At 70.2% G+C, this 16315-nt stretch carries 16 protein-coding genes; 6 read left to right on the top strand and 10 right to left on the bottom strand.

Annotation, left to right across the window (positions count from 1 at the left end; all coding sequences use genetic code 11):
- Positions 1–104: 104 nt before the first annotated feature.
- Together E4P38_RS14165 and E4P38_RS14160 are read right to left on the bottom strand one after the other, a co-directional pair.
- Entirely contained in the window at positions 105–725 is a 621-nt protein-coding gene (locus E4P38_RS14165; protein ID WP_135132451.1) for an antibiotic biosynthesis monooxygenase, read from the bottom strand.
- A gap of 129 nt (positions 726–854) precedes the next feature.
- Entirely contained in the window at positions 855–2366 is a 1512-nt protein-coding gene (locus E4P38_RS14160; RefSeq protein WP_135132450.1) for an HNH endonuclease signature motif containing protein, read from the bottom strand.
- Positions 2367–2458: 92 nt separating this feature from the next.
- Here E4P38_RS14160 and E4P38_RS14155 point away from each other — a divergent pair, with 92 nt between their 5' ends.
- Both E4P38_RS14155 and E4P38_RS14150 read left to right on the top strand, forming a co-directional pair.
- Positions 2459–3199: an alanyl-tRNA editing protein gene (locus tag E4P38_RS14155; protein WP_135132449.1), complete on the top strand. Its 741-nt coding sequence runs from the start codon at positions 2459–2461 to the stop codon at positions 3197–3199.
- A gap of 180 nt (positions 3200–3379) precedes the next feature.
- On the top strand, positions 3380–4111 hold the full coding sequence (locus E4P38_RS14150; protein WP_135132448.1) for an SGNH/GDSL hydrolase family protein: 732 nt from the start codon (positions 3380–3382) through the stop codon (positions 4109–4111).
- A gap of 1 nt (position 4112) precedes the next feature.
- On the opposite strand, the gene E4P38_RS14145 is transcribed toward E4P38_RS14150, so the two are convergent.
- The 5 genes from E4P38_RS14145 to E4P38_RS14125 all read right to left on the bottom strand — a co-directional run bounded on the left by E4P38_RS14145 (position 4113) and on the right by E4P38_RS14125 (position 8176).
- Entirely contained in the window at positions 4113–4967 is an 855-nt protein-coding gene (locus E4P38_RS14145) for a hypothetical protein (protein ID WP_245161024.1), read from the bottom strand.
- A 35-nt stretch (positions 4968–5002) separates the two neighbouring features.
- Entirely contained in the window at positions 5003–5572 is a 570-nt protein-coding gene (locus tag E4P38_RS14140; protein WP_135132446.1) for a DUF6318 family protein, read from the bottom strand.
- Positions 5573–6198: 626 nt separating this feature from the next.
- Complete coding sequence (locus E4P38_RS14135; protein WP_135132445.1) at positions 6199–6666, bottom strand: hypothetical protein; 468 nt, start codon at positions 6664–6666, stop codon at positions 6199–6201.
- Positions 6663–7082 (bottom strand): hypothetical protein, encoded by a 420-nt coding sequence (locus tag E4P38_RS14130; RefSeq protein ID WP_135132444.1) that lies wholly within the window; start codon positions 7080–7082, stop codon positions 6663–6665. The genes E4P38_RS14135 and E4P38_RS14130 overlap by 4 nt, the downstream gene beginning before the upstream one ends.
- A 53-nt stretch (positions 7083–7135) precedes the next feature.
- A complete protein-coding gene (locus E4P38_RS14125) occupies positions 7136–8176 on the bottom strand; it encodes a glutathione S-transferase C-terminal domain-containing protein (protein ID WP_135132443.1) in 1041 nt (346 codons plus the stop codon).
- 72 nt (positions 8177–8248) lie between these two features.
- Between E4P38_RS14125 and E4P38_RS14120 the strand changes: the two genes are divergently transcribed.
- Positions 8249–9760, top strand: a complete 1512-nt coding sequence (locus E4P38_RS14120; RefSeq protein WP_135132442.1) for an AMP-binding protein — start codon at positions 8249–8251, stop codon at positions 9758–9760.
- Here the strand turns inward: E4P38_RS14120 and E4P38_RS14115 are convergent.
- Entirely contained in the window at positions 9735–10361 is a 627-nt protein-coding gene (locus E4P38_RS14115) for a TetR/AcrR family transcriptional regulator (RefSeq protein WP_135132441.1), read from the bottom strand. The two genes, E4P38_RS14120 and E4P38_RS14115, sit on opposite strands and share 26 nt — an antisense overlap.
- A gap of 120 nt (positions 10362–10481) precedes the next feature.
- Here E4P38_RS14115 and E4P38_RS14110 point away from each other — a divergent pair, with 120 nt between their 5' ends.
- The 3 genes from E4P38_RS14110 to E4P38_RS14100 are packed head-to-tail and all read left to right on the top strand — an operon-like array spanning position 10482 to position 13997.
- Positions 10482–11345 carry an SDR family oxidoreductase gene (locus E4P38_RS14110; protein WP_245161023.1) on the top strand — a complete coding sequence of 288 codons (864 nt, stop codon included), beginning with the start codon at positions 10482–10484 and terminating at the stop codon, positions 11343–11345.
- The gene (locus E4P38_RS14105; RefSeq protein WP_135132440.1) at positions 11342–12460 is read left to right on the top strand and encodes a DUF5938 domain-containing protein; all 1119 of its coding nucleotides are present in this window, start codon (positions 11342–11344) and stop codon (positions 12458–12460) included. Before E4P38_RS14110 ends, E4P38_RS14105 begins: the two co-directional genes overlap by 4 nt.
- A 7-nt stretch (positions 12461–12467) precedes the next feature.
- Positions 12468–13997 carry a long-chain fatty acid--CoA ligase gene (locus E4P38_RS14100; protein ID WP_135132439.1) on the top strand — a complete coding sequence of 510 codons (1530 nt, stop codon included), beginning with the start codon at positions 12468–12470 and terminating at the stop codon, positions 13995–13997.
- Here the strand turns inward: E4P38_RS14100 and E4P38_RS14095 are convergent.
- Both E4P38_RS14095 and E4P38_RS14090 read right to left on the bottom strand, forming a co-directional pair.
- On the bottom strand, positions 13994–14731 hold the full coding sequence (locus E4P38_RS14095; protein ID WP_135132438.1) for a hemerythrin domain-containing protein: 738 nt from the start codon (positions 14729–14731) through the stop codon (positions 13994–13996). The two genes, E4P38_RS14100 and E4P38_RS14095, sit on opposite strands and share 4 nt — an antisense overlap.
- A gap of 114 nt (positions 14732–14845) precedes the next feature.
- A complete protein-coding gene (locus E4P38_RS14090; protein ID WP_135132437.1) occupies positions 14846–16153 on the bottom strand; it encodes a hypothetical protein in 1308 nt (435 codons plus the stop codon).
- Positions 16154–16315: the final 162 nt, after the last annotated feature.

Raw genomic sequence — 16315 nt, 5'->3', positions numbered from 1 at the left:
CGGACCAAGAATGCTCTGCCGGAGCACACTTGGCTGCCCGACCGTCGCCCCCGGTGGCCGGGCGGCCACCGAAGGCCGCCCGGCCGACCATGCCTCGCGGCGTGTCAGACCGTCTCGGGCACCCGCAGGTGTGCGAGGACCAGCTCGAACTCGGCCACGTCGGTGACCGTTCGGTTCAACTGGCGCACGAACTCCTCGCGCATCTGGATGGCCCTGTCCTTGGCGCCGGCCATGTCCTGGGGGCTGTCGTAGGTCGTGGTGACGACGGCGCGGCCGCTGCTGTGGTCGAGCATGACGCTGACGCTGCAGCAGCCCGGCAGGTCCTCGAGCTGGGGCAGGATGGTCATCCGGAAGCTGTCGATCATCCGGTCGGCGTCGGCGGGGTCGCCGTCGTTCCAGATCACCCGGGCGCAGGCACCGTGGTGGGCGGTGTGCATGCGGTGCATGACAGCGACCTCCCACTCCTGGACTTCGGCCGGGCCGCCCATGATCTCCGCGGCACGCTCGCGCATGGCCATGACGCCGCCGGCGCTGGCCTTCATCGAGTCGGCGTCGGCCCACGAGGTCGTGACGATGCAGCGGCCGGAGTCGCGGTCGGCGAGCATCGACAGGCCGACGCAGCCCTCCATCTGGCCTACGGCAGGCATGACCTTGTCGCGGACATAGGCGATCCCCTCGTCCATGGCCTCGGGGGTTCCTCGAACGGTGGTGGAACGGGCGTACATGCCACCACTCCTCTCGTGTGCTGGCGACGCCCCGGCGGCACCGCCGCACACCTCACCGTCCTCGCCATGCCCGGCGATGGCAACGCCCCTTCGCGACGGGCAGTGGATCGACGGTGACACTCGAGCGGCTCAGCAGATGAGCACGTCCGGTGGCGCCTCCTCGTCGATCCACGGCGGGTCGGGCTCGACGTCCTCGCACCAACCCGGGGGCCGGGTGATGCGGGCGACCCCGCTCGGCGTGCGGACGATCAGCCGGCCGTCGGCGAGCAGCTGGAAGTGCCAGTCGCGGGCGAAGGTCTTGATCCGGTGGTGTCTGCGGCAGAGGCAGCAGAGGTTCCAGCAGTCGGTCGGGCCACCGTCGGCGTGAGCGGTGCCGTGGTCGATGTCGCAGCGACCCGGCGCCCGTCGGCAGCCCGGCATCCGACAGGACCGGTCACGGGCACGGATGAAGCGGCGTTGGTGCGCGGTCGGCCGGTAGGCGGAGGTCGGCGGGGGTGGCCGCAGGCCGGGCCCGTCGTCGCTCGTGTCGCTGCTCGGCCGGTGGTCGTCGGTCCCGCGGCGCGTGCGGCGGCGACGTCGGCTTCCGGATCCGCGGCGCAGTTCGTTGCGAGTGGCGACCGCGATGAGCTGCCCGGTGACCGAGTTCCCGATCGCCACCTGAACGCAGCCGCCCACCGGCGCTGCCTGGACACCGAGCATGTCGAGCTGGTGGAGGATTTCGCGGCACTCCGCGGCGGTCACGATCTCGCCCGCCACCTCCGCTGCGGGCGCGGGTCTGCCGGACTCGGCGGGACGCAGCGCGGACAGCGGTACCTGGATGTCGAGTCGGGCCGTCACCGCCGGGCGCGAGCGGTCCCACGGCCGCAGCATCAGGTCGGCGGCGACCTCGGCCCGGATCACGCCGATGGGGCGTCGGTCGCCGGCCGTGCGCGCCAGATCGGCGTACTGCCGGACGACGTCGACACAGGCGGCGGCCTTCCACACCGGCAGGTCGATCATGAGTCGGCTCAACCCGTCGCCGGTGGGCTGATGGCAGACGTCGGCCCGCTTCGCCGCCTCGGCGCGGCGCTGCTCCAAAGCCGCGGAATCCAACTGCACCAGTGCCCGGCGGACGCGCATGCGGAGCTGGGCGACGGTGATGTCCCCGGCAACAGGTAGGACCTGGGCCTCGATCGCGGCGATGGCCTGGGGGGTCGCCGGCCCGAGCAGGTCGACCAGTGCCCGCATCTTGCGCACGTCGATCCTCCCCTCGTACAGGGCGCTCCACGTGCCGCGCAGTTCGTGCACCAGGACGAGAGACTCGACCAGCAGTGACTCCGCCTCGATCTCGGAACAGCTGCGGATGAATGCCAGCTCGGCGACGAGCGTCTCCGAGTAGTCCGCGAGCGCGACGGGTTGCCGGTGACGGCTGTCCAGACCGGGACTGCCACGGGGACCGAACTCGTCGAGCCGCTGACGGCGTCGGCGGCGGGCGAAGTGGGCGATCGACACCGCGCGCTCGGCGACGTAGCGGGCTTCGCGGGCGTCGGCTGCCCAGATGTCGGCGACGAGCTCGGTCTCGGTGAGGGCAGGTGCCAGGTCTTCGGGCAGCACTCGGATGGGTTCACCCTCCTCGGGCGCCCGGTCCGGCTCGCTGTCCATGGCCGGACGTTATCGACCACCTCTGACAGTTTCAGTCCACTCATAGCGGGAGGTCCTGTCGCCGTCCGAACCTTGGCGGGCAGCATGGTGGGGTGACCAGCCACAGCGACCGACACGGGCACACCCACCGCCTGGACCTGGCCGATTCCACCGTGCGCGAGTGGGACGCGACGGTGATCGCGGCCGACCCCGAGCAGGGCATCGTGCTCGACCGGTCGGCCTTCTACCCGGGCGGAGGCGGGCAGCCGCCGGACGAGGGCGTGCTGCTGTGGGGCGGCGTCCGGACCCGCATCGCGGGCACCCGCAGGGGCGACGAGCTCTATCTGATCCCGGTCGAAGGCGACCCCGTGCCACCCCCGGGGACGGCGGTCCGGGGCGCACTCGATGACGAGCGGCGGACCCAGCTGATGCGCACCCACTCCGGCCTGCACGTGCTGACCGGCGTCGTCTTCCGGGACTTCGGGGCGCTGGTGACCGGCGGCAACATGGAGCCGCTGACCGCGCGGATGGACTTCGACCTGGCCGAGGTGCCCGCCGACTTCACGGAGCGCATCGCCGAGTCGGTGAACGCCGAGATCGCCGCCGACCGGCCGATCGAGGTGAAGACGCTGCCCAAGGACGAGGCGTTCGCGATCCCCGACATCATCCGGACGGCGACCAACCTGCTGCCGCCCGACATCGAAGAGGTGCGGATCGTCGACATCGTCGGGCTGGACACCCAGGCGGACGGCGGCACACATGTCGCGTCGACCGCGATGGTCGGCCGCGTGGAGGTCGTGAAGATGGAGAACAAGGGCCGCGGGTTCCGCCGACTGCGGATCCGGATCGTCTGAGTCGCCTGATAGCAATACGCGTGCGCACTTCGTTCACCGGGCGGTTCCGGCGACTGTCCGTCGTCCTGGTGGCAACGACCTGCCTGTTCGCGACGGCGGTGCTCCTCGGACGAGCCGCCGTCAGCGGCGGCGCCCACCACCAGCGCGGCGCCGAGCAGCGAAGCGGGTGCCGGCTCGTACCTGGCGCTGGGCGACTCGGTGCCGTTCGGCTACCGCGGGGCGAGCGCCGAGTTCTCCGATCCCGAGAACTTCGTCGGCTATCCGGAGCTGGTCGCCGAGGAACTCGGCCTGGAGGTCATGAACGCGTCCTGCCCCGGCGAGACGACGGCGAGCTTCCTGGACATCACCGCGCAGAGCAACGGCTGTGACAACTCGTTGCAGTCCGGCTTCGGATACCGGACGGCGTACCCGCTGCACGTCCGCTACGACGCGCTCGACCAGTCGCAGGTGGACTTCGCCGTGAACACGCTGACGGAGAACGAGGACGTCGAACTGGTGACGCTCCAGATCGGCGCCAACGACGCATTTCTCTGCCAGCAGACGACGGCCGACCGCTGCTCGAGTCCGGCGGAGATCCAGAGCCTCGCCCAGACCATCCAGGGCAATCTCGACACGATCCTGAAGGCGCTGCGCGGGCACTACCACGGGCAGATCGTCGTCGTCACCTACTACGCGCTGAACTACTCGGACGCATTCGGGACGGCGACGCAGGTGCTCGGGAATGGGCTCGCGCAGGTGGCGGCGGCCAACGGTGCCGACGTGGCCGACGGCTACGAGGCGTTCCGGGCTCGGGCGACTGATTCCGGCGGGGACTCCATCGCAGCGGGTCTCGTGCTGCCGAACGACGTGCACCCGACCGACGAGGGGCAGCAATTGCTCGCCGACGCCGTCGCGGCGGTGGTCGAGGACTGACCTAGTCGTACGGGTTGGTCAGAACAGCCCGCGCCTGCAGGACGTCGAACGTGACCGGCGGGCCGTCGGTGGTCGTGGTTCCGGGGACGTCGGCGGGCGCGCTGCCGTTCACGGTGAACGTCGCGCCCCACGTGACGGTCAGGTAGGCCGTGTAGGTGCCGGAGCGGTACGAGTGCTCTATCGTCTGGTCGGGGTACGGCCTGCCGGGCTCCGTGCTGGTGACTTCGCCGGCCGCATCGCCGGTGTGCCAGGTGTAGCGCTCGGCCGTGGCGACGATGACGACGCTGAACCCACGGATGTCGACCGTGAAGGTCTGGGTGGTGGGGGAGTCGGTGTAGAAGATCACCGGCAGTCCCGTGAGCCCGTCGCCGGGCGGCTGGTGCTGGGTGGTCAGCGTCGGCAGCGGGAGCCGCTGGAAGTAGCTGAAGACCTCAGCTCCCGACGGCGGCGGGTTCAACGGCGTGACGTCGTAGCAGCCTTCGTTGAAGAGCTTCCAGTCACCGAGCACGTCGCCCGGATTGAATCCGTCCGGAACCAGCACAGCGGCGGGTCCCTGGCTTGGAACGATCGGCCGACGCTCGACGACGAACCAGCCGATGACCCGATCTGGTTGTTGCGGGCACGTCCGGACATCGGCGGGTGAGCAATAGTCCCGGGCGTTGGCAGCTGCCACGCATCGATCGAGGAGTCGCCAGGCGTACTGGCCGATCTCGGGACCGGCGACGCCGATCACCTCGTTCACGAGAGCGCCCTGGACGTTGATGTTGGCCGCGCCGTCGTTCAGCTCAACGGGGCATCCGCCGTCGTACTTGCAGGCAGCGGCGGCGGGTGTGACGACCAACAGCGACCCGATCACGGCGACGCCAAGTAGCCAGCGCAAAGATTTAGCCCTCATCCGAGAGTCACGCTGGAAACGAGCCAAGATTGGTCGTCTTCCGACCAGAGCAGAGTGATGCCGGAACCTAGATTGGTCTGAACAGGAAGGCCATCGTCGACGGGATTGCCGGCGGCGTCTACCAACCGGACCGCTTCCTGTCGCACGCCGAAGGTGATCGATGCTTCGTCCCCGCTCAGCTGAGGTTCGGTGACATCGTTCAGGGTCAGCTCGCCGCCCTCGTAGCGCTGGCTCGACGCGACTGCTTCGTCGTAGTTGTCTGCGATCCGCAAGCAGTCTCGGCACTCCGGGCCGAGTGCGCGCAGGGGGTCGCTGTCCAATAGCGGGCGCTGGTGATTGAGCAGATCGATCCAGTAGCGCAGGAAGGCTTCGGCGCCGGCGGCGTCCTTGGTGCGGGCGTCGTCGGGGACGGGGAAGTCCGCTGGGCCGAGGTCGGGCAGGGCCTCGGTGGTCTCGGCGGCGCTCGTCAAGGGCAGGGTGTCGTTGGCCTCGACCTTCTCCGAGCAGCCGCTGAGCAGCGTCGTCCCCACGACCAGACCGGCGATTGCCCATCGAAGATCACGCACAGCGGGAGGGTACGCAGGTCCGAGGCGCGGTCGTCCCGGAACTGTGGACAACGACACCACCGTCGCCGGATCGGGTGACCGCACTGAACGAGGGGGAAGCGACTGCCCTACTCAACTCACCGACGACTCGGCCCCGAGCCGCACACGCGGAACTCGCCGTCCTCCTCGACGACATCCAGGTCGCCACCGATTTCCCACCGCTCGCCGGACGTGAGTGTGAGAGCTACGGACATGGCAGGGACACCACGCTTGTCCGCACCGTGGAAGTCGACGACCGAGACGTCGACGTCCGACGGGATGAAGGTAGTACTCGAACACGTACTCCGAGGTCTCGGCATAGGTGGCGTAGTCACCCCAGTCGGAACGGCTCGAAGAGCACATCAGCTGCCACGCGGCCGCCCAGTCGCGGTCGTACCGCACCTCGGCATAGGAACGCGCGATGTTGGTGGGCGTCGGCACTTCGGGCAGCGTCCAAGCAGCCGCAGCAGAACTGGCGGCAACGACGAAGGCCGGACCATGCCCTTCCGGATGGAGCGCTTACGTCCCGCCGGTCGACGTCCGCGGCTAGTGGAGAAGGCCAGATCATGAGAGGGGTCGATGACGATCGGCGACCAGTTCGGCCGTGTTCACGATTCGGTGAACCCTGGAAAGCAGACGCGGAACTCCCCGTCCTCTTCGACGACCTGCAGTTCAAGGCTCAACTCACGGTCCTCGGGGTTGCCATGCTCGGAGGTGAACGTGACGGTCACGGCGGCCGCAGGCCCGTCCGGTCCTGCTACCCCATGGATGTCGCCGACCGAGATGTCGACGTCGGGGGGGCCGGCGTTGTCCTGCTCGTCAAGCTCCCCGGTATAGGTCTCGTCGTCGCTGATTGCGAGGCGAGTCGGCCTGCACAGCAGGGCCCATGCGCCAGGGCCGTCGTTGGCGAAGCTGGCCTCGAAGAAGGCCAGCGCGACATTGGTCGGCGTCGGGGCTGCCGGCAGGGTGGACTGCGCCAGGGTCGCGCCGGCCGCTACACACGCGCTGGTAATGATCGCCCCGAGGCAGATGGAGCGAGTGCGATGGCGGGGACGCACGTCCGAGGCGACGGTCATGACGGCAGGTCGATCAGGGGCTGGACGCGTCCGCCGGCGGCCAGGTGCAGGCTCCAGGTGCCCTCGATCCGGTCGTCGAGCACCTCGCTGAGCGCCCCCACCCACGCGTCGTCGTCCTCGGTGATGTCCGGCCGGCCCGGCCGGCACAGCGCGAGCGCGAGGTGGCCGCCGCCGTCCAGGTGCTCGTCGGAGATGCCCTCGTGCACCGCCAGCAGCCCCGACAGCAGCGCGTGGCTCGGCAGCCGCGGCATGTCCTCGACGGGGAGGATCACCGTGAGCGGACGGCCGTCCTCGTGCAGCCACATCAGCCAGAGGCTGTGGGCGCCGAGGATCGGCGGCTCGAGCACGGCGGCCCAGCGGTCGGTCAGTTCGGCGGCGGAGCGGATCGGGACCTCGGCGAGCGGCGGCTTCGTCATGCCGGTCACCGTGGCAGGCGACGCGGACCTGCCCGAGAGTTATCCACAGGCGCTCAGCGGTGCGGAACGCCTCCCGCGCCGTGGTCGGCCGTCACCTCGTCACCCGGGAAGACCGGCCCCGGCGGCGTCCCGTCGCCGAACGGCGAGCCACCCAGGTCCGCGCGTCCGTGCGGAGTCAGCCACACCGACGTGTCCGGACCGTCCGGGATGATCTGCGTCGGATTGATGTCCTTGTGGACGACGTAGTAGTGCTCCTTGATCTGCGGGAAGTCGGTCGTGTCGCCGAACCCGGGCGTCTGGAACAGGTCGCGCGCGTACGCCCACAGCACCGGCATCTCGGTCAGCTTCTGCCGATTGCACTTGAAGTGGCCGTGGTAGACGGCGTCGAAGCGGGCCAGGGTCGTGAACAGCCGGACGTCGGCCTCGGTGATCGTCTCGCCCATCAGGAACCGCTGGGCCTCCAGGCGCGAAGACACCCAGTCCAGACCCGCGAACAGCCGCTCGTAGGACTTGTCGTACGCGCGCTGCGAGCCGGCGAACCCGCAGCGGTACACCCCGTTGTTGATCTCGGTGTAGACGCGCTGCATGACCTCGTCCATCTCGTCGCGCAGCTTCTCCGGGTACAGGTCGGGTGCCCCGTCGCGGTGGTACGCCGTCCACTCGGTGGAGAGGTCGAGCGTGATCTGCGCGAAGTCGTTGGTGACGACGGCCTTGGTGGGGACGTCGACGATCGCCGGCACGGTGATCCCGCGCGAGTACGAAGGGTCGCGGGCGAAGAACGCCTCCTGCAGCCGCTCGTACCCGAGCACCGGGTCGCGCCCGCCGGGGTCCAGATCGAAGGTCCACGAACGCTCGTCGTGGGTCGGGCCGGTCAGCCCCATCGAGAGAACCGGCTCGAGGCCCAGCAGCCGGCGGACGATGATCGACCGGTTGGCCCACGGGCAGGCCCGCGCCGCGATCAGGCGGTAGCGGTCCGGCTCGACCGGCCAGCCGCTGGAACCGTCGGCGGTGATCCGGTCGGAGATGTACTTCGAGTCGCGCTGGTACTCCTGGCCGTCGGCGACGTAACCGGACCCGCTGTTGTCATCACTCACGGGCCAACTGTCGCCGACCGCGGCCCGCTACGCCCGTCGGAGAGACGCGGCTCACGGGCGCAGAATGGCGAGATGACGAGCCCGTTCGACAGCAGCGGCATCGAGGTCGGTGCCGACGGCATCCGCCGGTACACGAACCTGCCCGTCAACCTGGTCCGACTGCTTCTCGCGAACGTGGCGGTGCGCGGCGACCGCACGGCCGTCGTCGAGCTCGGGGGCCCCTCCCTCACCTGGTCGGAGCTCTGGCAACGCTCCATGCGGGTGGCCGGGGGACTCCGGGACGCCGGCGTGCGGGTCGGCGATCGGGTCGCCGTCCAGCTGCCCAACGGCGTCGACTGGCTGCTCGCGTTCTGGGGGACCCACCTCGCCGGCGGCGTCGTCGTCCCGATGAACACCCGGCTGGTCGAGGCGGAGGCCCAGTTCATCCTTCTGGACGCCGGGGCGGCCTACGTCGTCCGACCGGGGGAGCCGCTGCCCGACGGCGAGCCGGGGGACCTCCCCGACTCACAGCACACGGACGTGGCCGCGCTGTTCTACACGAGCGGCACGACCGGCCGGCCCAAGGGCGCGATGACCACCAATGAGAACTTCCTGACCACGGTCGAGAACGTCATCCGGTGCCGCGAGCTGCCGCGGAACCCCGACCAGGCGACGCAGATCTCGGTCCCGCTGTTCCACGTCACCGGCTGCAACTCGCAGATGATGACCCAGGCGGCGGTGGGCGGGACGTCGGTGATCATGCCGAGGTTCGACCCGGCGTCCTTCCTGAAGGCCATCCCCGAGCACGGCATCACGCTGCTCACCAGCGTGCCGACCATCTACGAGCTCGTGCTGCGGCACCCCGACCTCGCGACGACCGACGTCTCCTCCGTCCGGACGCTCAGCTACGGCGGCGCCCCGATCGCCCCCGAGCTCGTGCACCGGCTGAGGACCGCGTTCCCGGGCGCCCGCCTCGGCAACGGATTCGGGCTGAGCGAGACCTCGGCGCTGGCCACCTTCCTGCCGCACGAGTACGCCTTCGACCACGCCGACGCGGTCGGCTTCCCGACGCCGGTGAACGACCTGCGCATCGACGGGCCGGACGACGTCGGCGAGCTGCTCATCCGTGGGCCGAACGTCGTCGCCGGCTACTGGAACGACCCGGTGCGGACGGCGGAGACCTTCGTCGACGGCTGGCTGCACACCGGAGACCTCGCCCGCATCGACGACGGGATCGTGCGGATCGTCGACCGGGCGAAGGACATGATCAACCGGGGCGGCGAGAACGTGTACAGCGTCGAGGTGGAGAACGTCCTGGCGGCACACCCCAACGTGCTGGAGGTCGCGGTCGTCGGCGTCCCGGACCCGGTCATGGGGGAGAAGGTCGGTGCCGTCGTCCTGGCCCGGCCGGGCGTGACGGCCGAGGACCTGGTCCCGTCCCTGTGCGCCTTCGCCCGGAAGCAGCTGGCCGACTTCAAGGTGCCGCAGTTCGTGCGGGTGATCGGCGGCCCGCTGCCACGCAATGCCGGCGGCAAGGTGCTGAAGGCGCCGCTCCGCAGCGCCGAGGGCTGGATCGCCGTCAGGCGGCAGGAACCAGCCGGCTGATCACGGCCGCCACGGCCGTTCGGAGGTCGCGGGCGGCGTCCGGGTCACCGGCGAGCTGCCTCAGCAGCGCCTGCAGGAACAGCCCGTCGAAGACGGCGTACGCGGTCGGCGGCGTGAGGTCCAGCGGAACCCCGGCGAGCTCGGCGTACCGGGACAGCACCCGCCAGATCATCCGTTCCAGGCTCAGGTCGATCTCGGCGACGTCGGCGCGGAAGGACTCCTCGAACATCGACTGACCGCGCAGGTCGTACCAGAGCCGGTGCATGGCGGCGTCCTGCACGAGCGTCTCGGCCAGCTTGTCGAGGAAGCCTGCGGCGAGCTCGGCCGCGGACGACGACCTCGCCACCACCTGGTCGTAACGGGTCACGCACTGCGCCTTGTACTCGCGCACGCAGTGGGTGATCAGGTCGACCTTGTCGCGGAAGTAGTAGTGCAGCACCCCGTGCGAGAACTCGGAGTTCGCGGCGATCTCCCGCAGGCTGGTGCGCGCGTACCCCAGCTCGGAGAGGGTCTTGAGGGTGGCGGCGGCGAGCTCGCTGCGGCGCTGGGCGACCTTGTCGACGGCGCGTCCCTCGAGCCGTTCGGCGACTGCGGATCCCACGGTTCTCCCTCGGTTCCGAGGCGCGCAGGAGGCGCCCGCCCAGCCGGAGCCTACCGGCACGGGAGAGTTCTTGACGAGTGTCAAGGAAAGTCTTGACAGTCGTCCAAAACCAGCAGAAGCATGACCGCCATCACACCGGCTCGTCAGCCGGTGCGGGCTCTCAACGGCGAGGAGCAGGGGATGTCGGTCTTCGAACTGCACGGACGGAAGGCACTGGTGACCGGGGGTGCCCGCGGCCTCGGGCAGGGCATGGCGGAGGCGCTGGCCGGCGCCGGCGCGGCGGTGATGATCGGCGACCTCCTCGACGAGGAGGGCGCCGAGACCGCGAAGCTCATCGGCAAGACCGGCGCGACCACCGGCTTCATCCACCTCGACGTCACCGACGAGGCGAGCTGGGAGCAGGCGGTAGCGGCCACCGTCGGCGAGCTCGGCGGACTCGACATCCTGATCAACAACGCCGGCCTGGAGATCTCCTCGCTCGTCGTGGATCTCGACCCGGGCGACCTGCGCCGCATGCTCGAGGTCAACGTCGTCGGCACGGCGCTGGGCATGAAGCACGGCCTGCGGGCCATGCGGCCGGGCGGGCCGGCAGGCAACGGCGGCTCGATCGTCAACATCGCCTCGGTCGCCGCGACCATCGCCTTCCCGGGGATCGCCGGCTACTCCGGCACCAAGTCCGCCGTCGACCGGATGACCCGGATCGCCGCCGCCGAGTCGGGGAAGCTCGGCTACGGCGTCCGCGTGAACTGCGTCTACCCCGGCCTGGTGCCGACCGCGATGGGCATGAACCTGGCCGTCCAGTCGGTCGAAATGGGCCTGTTCCCGAGCGTCGAGGCATGCGTCGAGACCGTCGTCGCGCTGACGCCGTCCGGACGCCTGGGCGAGGTGGCCGACATGGCCGACGCCGTCGTCTTCCTGGCGTCGGACGCCTCCCGCTTCGTCAACGGCACCGGCCTGGCAGTGGACGGGGGGATGGGGTCATGAGCACGAAGCCCGTCGTCGTCTACGGCGCCTCCGGCTACACCGGCCGACTGATCTGCGAGTACCTGCGCGAGCTCGGCGTCCCGTTCGTCGCCGCCGGCCGCAACAAGGACCTGCTGCAGGACGTGATCGGCAAGCTCCCCGGCATCGAGACCGCCGAGCACGACATCGTCGAGGTCGAGCACACCGTCGAGGCGCTGACCGACCTGTTCAGCGGCGCGAAGGTCGTCTGCAACACGGTCGGCCCGTTCATCAAGTTCGGGCCCGAGGTGGTCGAGGCCTGCGCCGCCGCCGGCACGCACTACCTCGACACCACCGGCGAGCAGGACTGGGTGATGGCCGCCCAGGACCGCTTCGGGACGACGTTCGCCGAGAAGGGGCTGCTGCTCTCGCCCGGGATCGCGCAGATGTACACGACCGGCGAGATCGCCGCGAACATCGCCCTCGAGACGCCGGGCCTCGACACCCTCGACGTCCTCGTGCTGTGGAAGGGCTTCCCGACCTACGCCTCGACGCAGACGATCTTCACCATCCTCAAGGCGGACTGGTTCCACCTCCAGGAGAACCAGTACGTGAAGGTCGACCCGCTCTCGAAGTGGGACGTCGTCGTCCCCGGGCAGCACGAGCTCGGGCTCACCGTCCCGTGGGGCGGCACCAGCCATCCCGTGTGGTTCAAGAACGACCCGCGCGTGGCGAACGTCAAGGTGGCAGGCGGGGTGATGAACCGGCCCGTGATGGAGGCCGTCGTCGCCACGACGGCGGCGGTGGAGGCCGACATCAAGACCCTGCCGCGCGAGCAGTGGGACGACGCCCTCGCGGCGGTGGCCGACCAGTGGGCATCGGGCATGCCGCCGAGGGAGAACCCGCGGCTGAACATCTCCGTCGACTCGGTGCACGCTTCCGGGCCGCTGGGCCGCAAGCACGTGGTCATCCACGGCAACAGCAACTACAAGCAGACCGGGCTGATGCAGGCCTGGGCCGCGATGTCGCTGCTGCAGCAGCCCCCGCTGCGGGCCGGGTTCGCGTCCGGTTGCCAGGCGTTCGGCCACCGGCAGCTGCTCGGTGTGCTGCGCCAGTTCGGGCTCGTGCTCGACCCGGTGGTGACCGAGCACCGATGAGCAGGTCATGAGTCTCGTCGCGTACCTCGACAAGGGCGTCTCGCTCGGGCCGGACGCGCCCTGCCTGACGATGGGCGAGCGATCGCTGTCCTACGCCGAGGTGCAGGACCTCTCCCGCCGGGTCGCCGGGGCGCTCGTGCGCTCCGGCGTCCGGCCGGGGAACTCGGTCGCGATCCTGTCGGGCAACGACCCCACGTCGTTCGCGTGCGTCTTCGGCATCGCCCGCGCCGGCGCGGTGTGGTGCCCGGTCAACCCGCGCAACGAGGCGGAGGAGAACCGCGAACTCCTCGAGCTCTTCGACTGCCGGGTGCTGCTCTACCAGCCGACCTTCGCGCCGCTCGTGGCGAAGATCCGCGACCGGCTGCCGCTGCTCACGACGCTCGTCTGCCTGGGTCTCAGTGCGGAGGACCCGTCGCTGGAGGAATGGGTGGACGGCGCCGACCCGGTCGAGGACGACGTCGAGCCGCCGGACGACGTGTCGATGCTGGTCGGCACCGGAGGGACGACGGGCCGGCCGAAGGGGGTGCGGCTGACCGGGCGGAACGTCGAGACGATGTCGGCGCTGACGCTGATGAGCTATCCGTTCGAGGGCCGGCCGGTGTACCTGGCCCTCGCGCCGCTGACCCACGCCGCCGGGGTGCTGTGCTTCCCGGTCCTCGCGCTGGGGGGCGAGGTGGTCGTGATGCCGGCGCCGGACCTCGGCGAGTTCCTCGGGCTGATCGAGCGCCAGCGGGTGACGCACACGTTCCTGCCGCCGACCTTGATCTACATGCTGCTGGCGCACCCGGCGCTCTCCACCACGGACCTGAGCTCGCTGCAGTGCCTCTGGTACGGGGCGGCGCCGATCTCGGCCGACCGGCTGGAGGAGGCGATCACCCGGATCGGGCCGGTGATGGGGCAGCTGTTCGGGCAGTCGGAGGCGCCGATGATGGTGTCGACGCTGGCGCCGGCCGAGCACCTGCGGCCGGACGGTTCGATCGCCCGTGAGCGGTTGTCGTCGGCCGGGCGGCCGACGCCGCTGGTGACGGTCGCGATCATGTCGCCGGAGGGCGAGTTGCTGCCGGCGGGGGAGCGCGGCGAGGTCGTCGTCCGTGGGTCGCTGGTCATGGCCGGCTACCACAAGGACCCGGACGCGACGGCCGAGGCGAGTCTGTTCGGCTGGCACCACACCGGCGACATCGGCTACCTCGACGAGGAGAACTTCCTGTACCTCGTCGACCGCGCCAAGGACATGATCATCAGCGGCGGCTTCAACGTGTACTCGGCCGAGGTCGAGCGGGCGCTGATGGCGCACCCCGGCGTGCAGGACTGCGCGGTGATCGGGCTGCCCGACGAGAAGTGGGGCGAGCGCGTGGTCGCCGTCCTGCAGGCACGCGCCGGGATGGAGCTCGACGCCGCCGAGGTGCAGGCGTTCGTCAAGGAGCGGATCGGCAGCGTGAAGGCACCGAAGCAGGTGGAGATCTGGGCGGACCTGCCGCGCTCCAAGATCGGCAAGGTGCTCAAGCCCGACATCCGGGCGCAGATGCTCGGTTCCTAGGCAGCCGGCGGAGCGCCCCGCAGCCGGACGACGGCGGCGTGGAAGTTCCGGTGACCGACGACCCGCCAGGCGGTGCGCGCAGCGGGGGAGAGGCCGGCGAGCAGGCGGGCCCGGTCGAGTGCGGAGGCGTCCTCGAGCGCGAGACCGAGCACGAGCATCTGCTCGCGGCCGGTGAGCGTCGTCGTCGCGGCGCGGGTGACCGCGGCCCACTCGCCGTCGGGCAGGTACTCCGACAGCAGCGGCAGCAGGTCCCGCTCCTCCGCCCGGGTGGCCTCCTCGACGGCGTCGGCCAGGCGGGTGCAGGCGCGGACGAACGCGTCCCGGGCAGGCGCCGTCTCCGCGACCGCCCACTGCCGGGCGACCGTCGAGAGGTCGCGGAGGGTGTGGTCGAGCAGGGCGGTTCGGCTCGTCCAGGTGGCGACGACGTCCCGCGCGGCCTCGGGGTCAGGGAGGCTGCGGAACAGCGCCGGCCACAGCAGTTCGCGCTCGGTGGCGTGGTGCTGCATCAGCACGCGGGCGATCAGGTCGGCGTGCCGGGTGATCTCGCCGGTGCGGACGGCGTCGTCGGCCGGCGCCCAGCTCGCCAGCCCGGCGAGCATGCGGAACTCGCGGCGCACCGTCTGGTGCAGCACCCGCTGGTAGGCGACCGCGGGCGTGCTGCGGGTCGTCGGCTCGCTCGGCTTCCGCGGCGTCGGGATGCGCAGCTGGGTCGGACGCGGGAGCACGGCGGTCATCGGGCACCTCGGGATCGGCTGGGGACGATGCGTCTCACGCTAGGAAGAGACGTGTCCCGGCCGGCAGATACAGATGTCCCGATCTGCCGGGAAATCCTCCCGGGAGCCTGCGACCTAGAGCGCGCGGACCACGTTCCCCAGTGCTCGGGTCTGCCACAGGTTGAGCATCCTCGTCGTCATGTGCAGCTGGATCCGGGCGTTCTCGTGCTCGGTGAGGCGGCTGTCCCGAGCGCTCTCCAGAGCGCCGATGTCCTCGACCTCGCGCGGAACGGCGACGGGAGCCCCCATGGAGGAGGCCATGCCGGCAGCTGTGATCAACAGGACGTGGAGCCGCAGCTCGTCCAGGCTGAGCAGCGGGCCGCCGCTGGCCGCGTACTCCTCGATGAACACGGTCAACAGCTCGTCGAGGTGCTCGTCCCAGACGAAGGACTCTGCCCCGCTGATCGCGCCGGTGATGGACCGGGCCACGCTGAGCTGACCGGCGTTGGGCCAGTCCAGGAATCCGCACAGCAGCAGACCGTCCGGTCCCGGCTCGAACCAGCAGTTGTCGATGTTGGCGTTCCAGTGCGCGAAGGCGATGAAGTCCGGGTTCCCGTGGAGCACCGCACTGATCCGGTCACCTGCGGCGAGCACGTCCGGGATGTCCCGCAGGAACTGGTCGCGGAACTCTCCGGTCCGCACGTTGTCCGGGAACAGCTGCGGGTAGCGGTCGATGAACTCGAACAGCCGGGTGGCCCACAGCAGAACCTTGGCCTCCGGCACCTGGACGGTGTACGCGGCCGAGGCCCGCTCGCGGTCGTACGGAAACTTCGTGTCGAACTCCGGCGACAGACGGCCGGCCCGGTGGGCTCCCGACAGCCGTGCCAGGCCTCTCAGGATGGCCGCGTAGTGCCCCACCTGATCCGGCACGGTGTAGTCCATGCACTTGAGGTGGAGCGGCTCCACGCCGTTGCGTCCGTAGGGAATGCACTCGGTGACGATGAGCCCCGTGTGGGACACCGGGTCGACGTCCGCGAACAGCACGGTCGGCACCGGTACGGGGAAGTCCGGCGACCGGGAAAGGACCGCGACGTTCACTTCCGAGATCATCTGGAAACGACCGCTGTCCCAGAGCCCGTTGTCGAAGTTGCGCGAGAACTTGACGAACAGCTCGTCCGGCAGGCCCGGTCCGGGCGCGTCGTAGGCCACTGTCAGCAGCAGCTTCTTCCCGGTGCCGCCCCCCTCGAACTCCTTCCAGCCGACGACGCGACGGACGCTGTTGTCGGCGGACAAGGCGCCGGAGGCCCGGAAGGCCTGGGTGAGGAAACCCGGACCGTCCGAGAGCAGGGCCTCGACATCGGCGGGAACGTGCAGGCCGAAGTTCTCACCAGGCGCCCACCGCTCGCTGTCGGGCACCGCTTGCCCGTTGCCCGTCAGCGTCACGCCGTCCTTCTTCTTCTGCTGCGTCGAGTGTTCGCTCAGCTCCGGCTGGACTCGACACCCTGCGGGACCCGGCCCCCATCGTCACCGGCTACCTCCTGGCGGGCAACTGCATCCCGCAGCAGAGTGGCGTCGTGGACACTCCCACGACCCGGTATGTCCGCA

The sequence above is a fragment of the Blastococcus sp. CT_GayMR16 genome, from assembly GCF_004570875.1.
Classification (GTDB): Bacteria; Actinomycetota; Actinomycetes; order Mycobacteriales; family Geodermatophilaceae; genus Blastococcus_B.
The sequence above is the reverse complement of the archived record's forward strand: the minus strand, read 5'-3'. Positions and strand labels throughout refer to the sequence as shown.